The sequence below is a fragment of the Ruegeria sp. BHSA162 genome (genome assembly GCF_059613385.1).
Window position 1 is genome coordinate 1 of sequence record NZ_JBXWSK010000106.1, and the last position, 9,436, is coordinate 9,436.

Here is a 9,436-nt window from a genome sequence, read left to right on the forward strand (position 1 = left end):
ATAAGGTCTTGATCAGCAGCCACCCATAGGAGGTGGCGCCATGCAGGCCGCCAACCCGGCCCTCGCCGTCCTGCGCAATCAGCGTGATGCTGTCATTGACCCCTTGGGGCGCAGTGGCCCGCAATTCCGCAAGAAGGGCTTGCTCGACCCAGTCCGCTTGCCCGGGGGCGGAAACAATGGACGGTCCCGCCATCGGTCAGTCCGGTATCCATTGGGCGGGGACCGGTGCCGCGCCGTTCATGCCGGGGTGGTTTCCGCGTTCAGGATCTCGATCACCATCGCGGCCGTCCAGGTAAAGCTGCTGCCGCCGCAGGGTTCGGCAGTGACCGGGTCGTAATACTCGGCAAAGCCGCTTTGTTCGATCAGGCGCAGGCTGTCGTCGACGATCCGCTGCACGATCCGGGTCTGGCCCGCGCGTTGCAGACCATCGGCGATCATGTAGTTCACGATCAGCCAGACCGGCCCGCGCCAGTACCTTAGTCCGTCGAATTCAGGGGCCGCCGGGTCGTGGCTGGGCACCAGATACGGGACTGCGGCTCCGATGGCGTCCAACCGCTGGGCGATGGCCTGCGCGCGGTGCTCGGGGATGGGACAGAACGCCGCCAACAAGCCGCCGATCGAGGGGCTGTCGATCAGCGCCCCGGTGGCCCGATCAAAGCACAGGTATTGCCCGCGGGTCTCGCTCCACAGGGCGTCCATCGCCGCGATGCCCGCCTGGGCAAAGGCGCGCGAAGCGCTGGCGATCTCGGCCTCGCCCAAGTCGTCGGCCAGCGCAGCAAGGTCAAGGCACGAGCGGATCAGGATCGCGTTGAATCCCGGGTCCACGACCCGGAACGGCGAGGCATCATGCAGCTTGGAATTGTCCCAGCCAAGGTCGCGGAAATGTTGCACCAGCCAGATATAGCGGCGGTATTCTTCGTCGGTCGGCCTGTGCGCCGGGTTGGCATGGGCTACGTCGCGACGCTGGAACGGAGCCACGCCCTCGGTCGGGACCCGGGCCAGCGCTGCGTCCCAATCGACCGAGTTGTCGCGCCCCGATTCCCACGGGTGGATGATGGCGACCAGACCGGTGCCCTGCGGGTCGCGGTTGGTATAGAACCATTGGTGCCAGGCGTGGATCCTGGGCAGCAGGGCGCGGGCCTGCGTATCGGCCAGCGCCCGGTTTTTGGCGCGCGCATGGATCCGCCGCACGGCGAACCCGGCCACCGCCGGCTGCGTGATGCCCGAGGTGGGAACCGCGCGGCCCGTGGCCCAGACATCCGGCCCTGGGAAATAGCCGTCATTCATCTCGTGGAAGATGATATGCGGCACCATGCCGCCATCCCACTGATGCCGGAACAAGGTCTCGATCTCGCGCCAGGCGCGGGCCTCGTCGAAATGCGAGAACCCAAGGGCGCTGAGCGCGCTATCCCAGTTCCACTGGAACGGATAGAGGCCGTGGGTGGGCACCGTGTAGTCGCCCCGGTCGTTTCGGGCCAGAACGGCGCGGGCCTGTTCGATCAGATCCTGTTTCATTGCGCGCTCCTCAGGCTACGGCCAAGGTTGTTTCGGGGTCGAACCAGCGCACCCGGTCGGGCTGCGGGGCCAGGGTGAGGGTGTCGCCGCGGCGGACGGTCAGATCGCTGTCCAGAACCGCGCGGAACAAGGCGCCATCCACGCTGCAGGTGACCAGAAGGTGCGCGCCCAACGGTTCGACCACCTTGACCGTGGCGGCCAGGCCCGTGTCGGCCGGGCGCAGATCCTCGGGGCGGATGGCGAAATGTAGCGGCGTGGTCCGGGACGGCCCGTCGAGGATCTGGCCCGCGACTGTCCATTTGCCGTCTCTGGTCGGAGTGGCGGGCAGGAAGTTCATCGGCGGATTGCCGATGAATCCGGCCACGAACTCGGCCGCCGGGTTGCGGTAGACCTCGATCGGCGAGGCCGCCTGAACGATCTTGCCCTGATGCATCACGCTGATCCGGTCGGCCATGCTCATGGCTTCGACCTGGTCGTGGGTGACATAGATGGCGGTGGTGTTGCTTTCGGCCAGAACGCCTTTGAGCTCGGCCCGCATCTCCATCCGCAGCAGCGCGTCCAGGTTCGACAGGGGCTCGTCCATCAGGATCACGTCGGGCTCCATCGCCAGGGCGCGGGCCACGGCGACGCGCTGGCGCTGACCGCCGGACAGCTCGCCCGAATAGCGCCCCAGCAGCTGGTCGATATGCATCAGACCCGCCGTGCGCTCGACCCGGCGCTTGACCTCGTCATTGGGCAGTTTCTGCATCCGCAGGCCGAACCCGATGTTTTCGAACACGGTCAGATGCGGGAATACGGCATAGTTCTGGAACACCATGGCGATGCCCCGATCCTTGGGCGGCAGGTGATCCACCCGGCGCCCGCCGATCCAGACCTCGCCCTCGGTCGCGGTCTCCAGCCCGGCGATGATCCGCAGCAGCGTGGTCTTGCCGCAGCCCGAGGCCCCCAGCAGAACCATGAATTCCTGGTCCTGGATGGTCAGGTTGATGTCGTGCAGCGCCTGGTAGCTGCCAAAGCGTTTCGCGACATTCTTGATTTGAATTTCTGCCATTATTCCAACTCCTTGGGGCTGTCAGCGGTTGGCGATGCCCCACATGGCGAACAGGTATTTGCGCACGGCGAAGATGAAGATCAGTGCCGGAACGACAAGGATGAAACCGCCCGCGAATTTCAGATGCAGCGGCGAGGTGTCGAGGTTCTGCAGCAAAAAGGCCGTCAGGGTCCGGTTCTCGATCGTCAGGACGGCGGCGGCGAACACCTCGTTCCACGAGATCACGAAGGCGAAGATGGCCGAGGCCGTGATCCCCGGCAGGATCAACGGCAGCACCACCTTGGTGAAGGCGGTCAGCCGGGTGCAGCCCAGCGTCCAGGCGGCCTCTTCCAGTTCCAGCGGGATGCCGGAAAACAGCGAGAACGTGATCAGCACCGCAAACGGGATGGCCAACGTGGTGTGCACCAGCGACAGGCCGAATACCGTGTCATCCAGCCCGGTCTGGATGAACATCACCGCCAAGGGCAGTGCCAGCAGCGGCAGCGGAAAGGCGCGGGTCAGCAGGATCAGCAGGCGGAACGCCTCTTTCCCGCGAAAGTCGAACCGCGACAGGGCATAGCCTGCCGGCGCGCCGATCAGGATCGACATGATCATCGTCAGCCCGGCCACCAGGATCGAGTTTTTGAGCGCGGTCAGGATGCCCGCGAAGCCTGCAAAGAACCCCAGGCTGCCCAGATCAAATTCGGGGATGAAGGGCTTGGGAAAGCTGTTCACCGTTTCCGGCGAGGACAGGGTGTTGATCAGCAGGAAATACAGCGGCACCAGCACCCAGGCGCACAGCAGCACCACCGCCGCGAAGTAGACATAGCGTCCGGCCCGGCGCGTATCGGGCGCGGCGACATCGGTCGTGACGGTCGTCATATCGTGGCTCCTTTCGGGACACGCAGGGCGCGCAGGATGATCAGGGTGAACCCGATCGAGATGGCGAGGATGATCAGCGCCATCGCCGCCGCCGCGCCGCTGTCAAGCAGGTCGAACTGATAGGCGTAGGTTTCGCTCATGAGGACGGGGAATAGGGTGCCACCCAGGGCCAGCACCACGGCGAAGACCTCGAAGGCCAGGATCACGCGCAGCACCAGTGCGGTCTGCAGCGACGGGCGCAGCAGCGGAAGCGTGATGCGGGTGAAGCGTTTCCAGGGCGAGGCGCCAAAGACCTCGGCCGCCTCGTAATATTCCTTGGGGATCAGGCCGATCCCGGCCACCAGGATCACCAGCATGATCGCGGTGGCGCGCCAGATCTCGGCCAGGGCGATGGCCAGGAACACCACGCCGGGGTGCTGATAGCTGAGGAAATTCACCGGCCGGTCCACCACGCCCAGCCCAGAAAGCATGGAGTTCAGGAAACCCGACTGTTCGAAGATCGCCAGCCAGATGATGCCTGCGGCCAGATCCGAGATACCCAGCGGGATGGTCCAGACATACAGCACCAGGTCGCGTCCGCGCTGCATCTTGTTGACCATCGTGGCCATCAGCAGCGCCAGCGCCAGTTGCACCGGAACCACCGCCGCCGCCAGCAGCAGCGTATTCTGCAGCGAGATCGGGAATTTCCAGTACCCGACCACCTGCCGGAAATTGTCCAGCGTGAACCCGTCGCCGGTGTTGAAAGCCTGCTTGGCGACCAGGACGAAAGGATACAGAAAGAACAGGCACAGAAACGCCGTCACGGGCAGGATCAGCACATAGGGCAACACACGAGCGTTCATCAGATCGCTCCTTTCCTTGCGGAAGTTCCGGTGGTTTCGGGCAGAGAGTTCGGGGACGCCGGGCCTGCATCAGGCCCGGTGTCAGGATCAGGTCAGACCCTTATTCGACAGGGCACGGACCGTCCGAGGGTGCATCCGGAGCCCAGCAGGGCGCGCCGGTCTCCTGCATGATCGCCTGCAACGCGCCTTTCTGATCGTCCAGCACGGTGCGGATGTCCTGACCGCCCAGTACGATCCGCTCGAACGCATCGGTATAAACACGGTTGAAGTCACCGCCCTTGTCGCCCAGTCCCGCGGGCAGCAGCCCGGGGTTGGCATCAGCCGAGCCACTCATCTTGGCGACCGCGTCGCCTGCGGCCTTGACGGCCGGCGGCAGGTCGGCGGGCAGGTCAACCGCGACGACCGGGAAGAAGTTGGTGGCACGCAGCGTGGCGATCTGGGTTTCCGGCTTCATCATGTAGGCGACCAGAGCTTTGGACGCTTCCATGTCCGGTGCGGTTTTGGGGATCGCAACACCAGCCAGAACCGGCATGAAGCCGCGCCCGGTCGGACCCGCCGGGGCCGGGAAGGCCACGAAGTCATCAGGCCGCTCGTTGAAGGCCTGCGCCAGACGCGAGGTGTGGTCGAACACGATCCAGGCATCGCCCGACAACAACTGTTCCTGCATGAACGAGAAGTTGGTCGAGGCCGGGTTGGTATGCGTCCACAGCTCGCGGAATTTTTCCCACGCGGTCACGGCATCGTCGCTGGCAAAGGTCCGCACCACGCCGTTCGTATAGGACGGATACAGATAACCCTGGAAGAAGCGGTGCTTCAGGCCCTTGGGCCCGGCCGGAAAGCCGAATTTCGGCTCGCCCGCTGCCTCATGGGCGTTGGCGGCCCATTCGATCAGCTGGTCATAGGTCAATGCATTGATGTCTGCGCCTTCGGGCAGGTACTGCAACGCCTCTTTGTTGGCCGCCATGATATAGCTGGCCTGCATCCAGGGGATGTATTGCAGGCTGCCTATTCCCAGCGTCGCCAGTTCGTTGAACGTGTCCGAGGCCGAGGCGATGCCCAGATCATCCAGGTCGACCAGGTCATCGGGGTTCATGGCCGAGAAATCACCATGCAGCGCGCCCAGAACGCCGATCGTGCCCGAGCCGGCCTGCAATTCGGCTTGCAGACGCGTCAGCCAGGGGCCGCCGTCATTGGGCTGGTAATCCACGCCACCCTCGAAGCCTGAAAGAACCTGTTCGCGCATGGCCTGCGCCTCTTCGACCGGCTTGGCCTGTGTCGACCAGAACAGAACCTCGGCCTGCGCCACGTTTGTGACCAGGGTCAGAACAAGGCCGGATGCGGCACCGACCAGCTTGGATTGAATTGACATGGACTCCTCCCAGAGTTTCGATTGGGCCTTTTGCCCGTTCTGCCCGGTGGGGTCGGTTTGCTGTGCTTGTCGTGCGACGACTCACCCCAGGCGATGCCATTAGCATGGTATAACGATATATCTTGCGTCAACGAATATTTTCCAATCGGTTGGTCTGAACTTCAGAAAATAGTAGGAATTGCTCGTTGCAATACCTCTGCGGGTTGGGCATTTTGATGATGCAACGATATATCAGAAGTCCGAGAAATGCCCGCCAAACCCACCCTCGCCAGTGTCGCCAAAGCCGCCGGAGTCTCGATTCCGACGGTCAGTCAGGTGATGCGCGGCACTGGCCGGATTTCCGAGCAGACCCGCAAGAAAGTGCTGCAGGCGGCCGAGGACCTGCACTATGTCACGGACTCGCGCGCGGCGTCGATGCGATCAGGCGAGAACCGGGAAATCGGATTCGTTCTGAACCAGTTCGCAAACCCGTTCAATGCCGAAGTCGTCAGCGGCGCGGTCGAGTTGCTGGAGGCCGAGGGGTATCTGGTTTCGATCTTGGACACGCGCGACGACGCGGACCGGCAGGGCAAGCAATTGCGGGATTTCATCCGCAACGGGCGCGGCGGCCTGCTGTGGGTGCCTGCGCTGGAGACCACGGCAGAAACCCTTCAACTCTTGCGCACGCATGGTTTGCCCACGGTGACCTTTCTGCGCCATGTCAGCCCTGATTTTGATCATGTGGGCATCAGAAATGCCGAAGCGACCGCGACCGCGACCAATCACCTGGCGGAACTGGGGCACAGGCACATCGCATTCTTCGGCGGCATCGGCATGAACCCCGTTCGAAAGCAGCGCATAGCCGGGTATGAGCGTACGCTGCAGGACTTGTCTTTGGGGCCGCCGATCATCTGGCCCTCACCTGACACCAAGCGTGCGGGTATGCAGGAGATGCTGAAATTGCACGACGCCCATCCTGAGGTCACGGCGGTGGTCTGCAATGGCGACATGGTCGCTTTGGGGGCGTGTTTCGGCCTGATGCGGGCTGGGTTGCAGCCGGGGCGGGATGTTTCGATCGTTGGATTTGACGATACCGAGGATGCCTCGGTCGCAATTCCCGCGCTCAGTACCATGGCGGTTTCGCCAAAGCGGTTGGGCCGCAAGCTCGCACGTACTCTGCTGGACAGGATAAAAGACCCTGACATGCCGGTAATCGTGTCCGAAGTTTCAGCCCGGTTCATCGCACGGGAAACCACGGGGCCGCTGCAGAAGGACCGCTGACGAGTCAGGCGCGCGTATCCGGCAAGGTCTCACTCCACTTCCGCAGCTCGTCCAGAAAACCCAGCGCGGTGCGTCCACGGTCGGTCACGGAGTACTGCACCGAAACCGGTGAGGTTTCGAGCACTTGGCGGTGCACCAGGCCCTGTTGCTCCAATTGGCGCAAGCGTTCGGCGATCATCTTTTTGCTGGCGCCACCGATCATCCGGGCCAAGTCATTGAATCGTACCGGCTCGTCTTTGAGATGCCACAGGATCGACCCGGTCCACTTGCCACCAATGATCCGCATGCCGCGCTCGATGGGGCATGGTTCGCTGCACGCATCCACTGCTTGCCGCTTGCCTTGGTCGTCCTGTTCGATACGGGCACGCATCACCTTCTCCAGTCCAGTCACAGGTTACAAAAAGTAAACTGGTTGCAATTCATCACTACTGTTCTCAAGTTCGGTTTCACCCCGACCGAAGTCAAGGGGCAAGCAGTTTCAAAACCAAGGATATGGACATGAGCAAGATCCTGATCGTGAACGGTACGCAGCCTTATGAATTCGCACCTGGCCGCCTGAATGCGTCGCTGGTGCAACGGGCGCAGGACGCGCTGACCGGCATGGGCCACGAGGTGCGCGTGACCACGGTTGCCGAAGGATACGACATCAATGCCGAGATCGACGCCCATGTCTGGGCGGATGTGGTCATCATGCAGTTTCCGGTGAATTGGATGGGTGTACCGTGGGTGTTCAAAAAGTACCTCGACGAGGTGTACACCGCGGGCATGGACGGCCGGCTGCTGGCCGGCGACGGCCGGACCGCCGAGGCGCCCAAGGCCAATTACGGCACCGGTGGCCTGCTGCACGGAACGAAATACATGCTGTCGGTCACCTTCAACGCTCCGCGCGAGGCGTTCGACAACCCCGCCGAGCCGTTCTTTGCAGGGGCCAGCGTCGATGACCTGCTGTGGCCCATGCACCTGAACGCCAAGTTTCTGGCGATGCAACCTCTGCCCACCTTCGCGGCCTTCGACGTGATGAAGAACCCCCGGATCGAACAGGATTTTAAGCGGTTCGACGCGTATCTGAAGCAGCATTTCGAGGAGATCGCGCATGTCGCGGCCTGACATCCACCTATACACCGCGGCCACGATGAATGGCTACAAACCGGTGATCTTCCTGGAAGAGGCAGGCGTACCCTACGACCTGACGCCCATCGACTTTTCCAAACAGGAACAAAAGTCGCCCGCGTTCTTGTCGCTGAACCCCAATGGCAAGATCCCGGTGATCGAGGACCGGGCCGAAGGTCGCGCGATTTTCGAAAGCGGCGCAATCTTGTGGCACCTCGCGCAGAAATACGGTCAGTTCCTGCCCTCAGATCCGGTGCAGCAGTCCGAGGTGATGCAGTGGATGCTGTTCCAGGTCGGGCATGTGGGTCCGATGATGGGCCAGGCCATGTATTTCCAGCACATTGCCGCCCCCAATGGCCATACCGAACCGTTCTCGATCCGCCGTTACGTGGACGAAAGCCGCCGCCTGATGGAGGTGATGAATGATCGCTTGAATGGGCGCGACTGGATTGCTGCGGATGAATACACGATCGCGGACATGATGCTGTACCCCTGGGCGCGGGCCTATGTCTGGGCGCGGGTTCAGGTCGATGGTCTTCCGCATCTGAACGCATGGTTCGACCGCATCGGTGCCCGCCCCGCAGTTCAGAAGGCGCTGACCATTCCCAAGGCCAATCCCCAGTTCTGGGATGCCTCGGCTGATGCCAGCGCCTTTGCGCGGGAGAACGCCGCGCGGTTTGCCGGTGACGTGAAAAAGGACTGAGGCCGCGGCCCGGGCTCCCTAGCCCGGGCCCGCACCACAGCACCTTGGGCGCCGCACCGCCCGCGCGCAGGTCGATGGCCGGGAGGACGCTTTACTCGGGTGTCAAAAGCGGTCAGTCTGAACCATCGGCACGCCGGGTGATCCCCTCGGGCCGCGCTGTCACATCATTGTCGTCATAAACGTTCAGATGATGCGTCGACCCAATTATTTCGAGAGGTGCCTCATGACCCTATCCAGCAAATTCGCGATGTCGCGGCGTCAATTCCTGGCCACCACCACGGCTGGCGCCGCCATGGTTTCCCTGCACCCGTTCTCCGCCGCCGCCGCAAGCAACCAGGCGCATCTGCGGATCATGGAAACGACCGACATTCACGTTCACGTCTTTCCCTATGACTACTACGCCGACAAGCCGCGCGATACAGTGGGCCTGTCGCGCGCGGCCTCGATCATCAACCAGATCCGGGCCGAGGCCACAAACTCGATGCTGGTCGACAATGGCGACTTTCTTCAGGGCAACCCGATGGGCGACTACATCGCCTACGAGCGTGGCATGAACGACGGCGACACCCACCCGATCATCAACGCGTTCAACACGTTGGGCTATGATGCCGCGACGCTGGGCAACCACGAGTTCAACTATGGCCTGAGCTTTCTGGAAAAATCGCTGGCCGGGGCGCAGTTCCCGATCGTGCTGGCCAATATCGCCAAGGAACAGGGCGCAAACC

Annotated in this window: 11 protein-coding genes; 4 read left to right on the plus strand and 7 right to left on the minus strand. The window is 62.8% G+C overall.

The window, feature by feature from the left end:
* From AC2FM5_RS18220 to AC2FM5_RS18245, 6 genes are all read right to left on the minus strand, one after another.
* The coding region (locus tag AC2FM5_RS18220; RefSeq protein WP_496737272.1) for a hypothetical protein at window positions 1-193 on the minus strand (193 nt) is incomplete at its 3' end.
* A gap of 44 nt (window positions 194-237) precedes the next feature.
* Window positions 238-1,515, minus strand: a complete 1,278-nt coding sequence (locus AC2FM5_RS18225; protein ID WP_496737274.1) for an amylo-alpha-1,6-glucosidase — start codon at window positions 1,513-1,515, stop codon at window positions 238-240.
* A gap of 10 nt (window positions 1,516-1,525) precedes the next feature.
* Window positions 1,526-2,566 carry an ABC transporter ATP-binding protein gene (locus AC2FM5_RS18230; protein ID WP_170341571.1) on the minus strand — a complete coding sequence of 347 codons (1,041 nt, stop codon included), beginning with the start codon at window positions 2,564-2,566 and terminating at the stop codon, window positions 1,526-1,528.
* Between the two features lie 21 nt (window positions 2,567-2,587).
* Window positions 2,588-3,427: a carbohydrate ABC transporter permease gene (locus AC2FM5_RS18235; RefSeq protein ID WP_480776201.1), complete on the minus strand. Its 840-nt coding sequence runs from the start codon at window positions 3,425-3,427 to the stop codon at window positions 2,588-2,590.
* Window positions 3,424-4,269: a carbohydrate ABC transporter permease gene (locus AC2FM5_RS18240; RefSeq protein ID WP_170341551.1), complete on the minus strand. Its 846-nt coding sequence runs from the start codon at window positions 4,267-4,269 to the stop codon at window positions 3,424-3,426. Before AC2FM5_RS18240 ends, AC2FM5_RS18235 begins: the two co-directional genes overlap by 4 nt.
* 100 nt (window positions 4,270-4,369) lie before the next feature.
* The gene (locus AC2FM5_RS18245; RefSeq protein ID WP_496737278.1) at window positions 4,370-5,638 is read right to left on the minus strand and encodes an ABC transporter substrate-binding protein; all 1,269 of its coding nucleotides are present in this window, start codon (window positions 5,636-5,638) and stop codon (window positions 4,370-4,372) included.
* A 246-nt stretch (window positions 5,639-5,884) separates the two neighbouring features.
* Between AC2FM5_RS18245 and AC2FM5_RS18250 the strand changes: the two genes are divergently transcribed.
* On the plus strand, window positions 5,885-6,898 hold the full coding sequence (locus tag AC2FM5_RS18250) for a LacI family DNA-binding transcriptional regulator (RefSeq protein ID WP_496737280.1): 1,014 nt from the start codon (window positions 5,885-5,887) through the stop codon (window positions 6,896-6,898).
* A gap of 4 nt (window positions 6,899-6,902) precedes the next feature.
* On the opposite strand, the gene AC2FM5_RS18255 is transcribed toward AC2FM5_RS18250, so the two are convergent.
* Window positions 6,903-7,268, minus strand: coding sequence for a winged helix-turn-helix transcriptional regulator (locus tag AC2FM5_RS18255; protein ID WP_170359492.1), 366 nt, complete (start codon window positions 7,266-7,268; stop codon window positions 6,903-6,905).
* Between the two features lie 128 nt (window positions 7,269-7,396).
* Between AC2FM5_RS18255 and AC2FM5_RS18260 the strand changes: the two genes are divergently transcribed.
* The 3 genes from AC2FM5_RS18260 to AC2FM5_RS18270 form a co-directional block, all read left to right on the plus strand.
* Window positions 7,397-8,005, plus strand: a complete 609-nt coding sequence (locus AC2FM5_RS18260) for an NAD(P)H-dependent oxidoreductase (protein WP_496737282.1) — start codon at window positions 7,397-7,399, stop codon at window positions 8,003-8,005.
* Window positions 7,992-8,711 (plus strand): glutathione S-transferase family protein, encoded by a 720-nt coding sequence (locus AC2FM5_RS18265; RefSeq protein ID WP_170367273.1) that lies wholly within the window; start codon window positions 7,992-7,994, stop codon window positions 8,709-8,711. Before AC2FM5_RS18260 ends, AC2FM5_RS18265 begins: the two co-directional genes overlap by 14 nt.
* A 223-nt stretch (window positions 8,712-8,934) precedes the next feature.
* Window positions 8,935-9,436 (plus strand): metallophosphoesterase (locus AC2FM5_RS18270; RefSeq protein ID WP_496737284.1); only part of this gene is annotated, 502 nt, incomplete at its 3' end.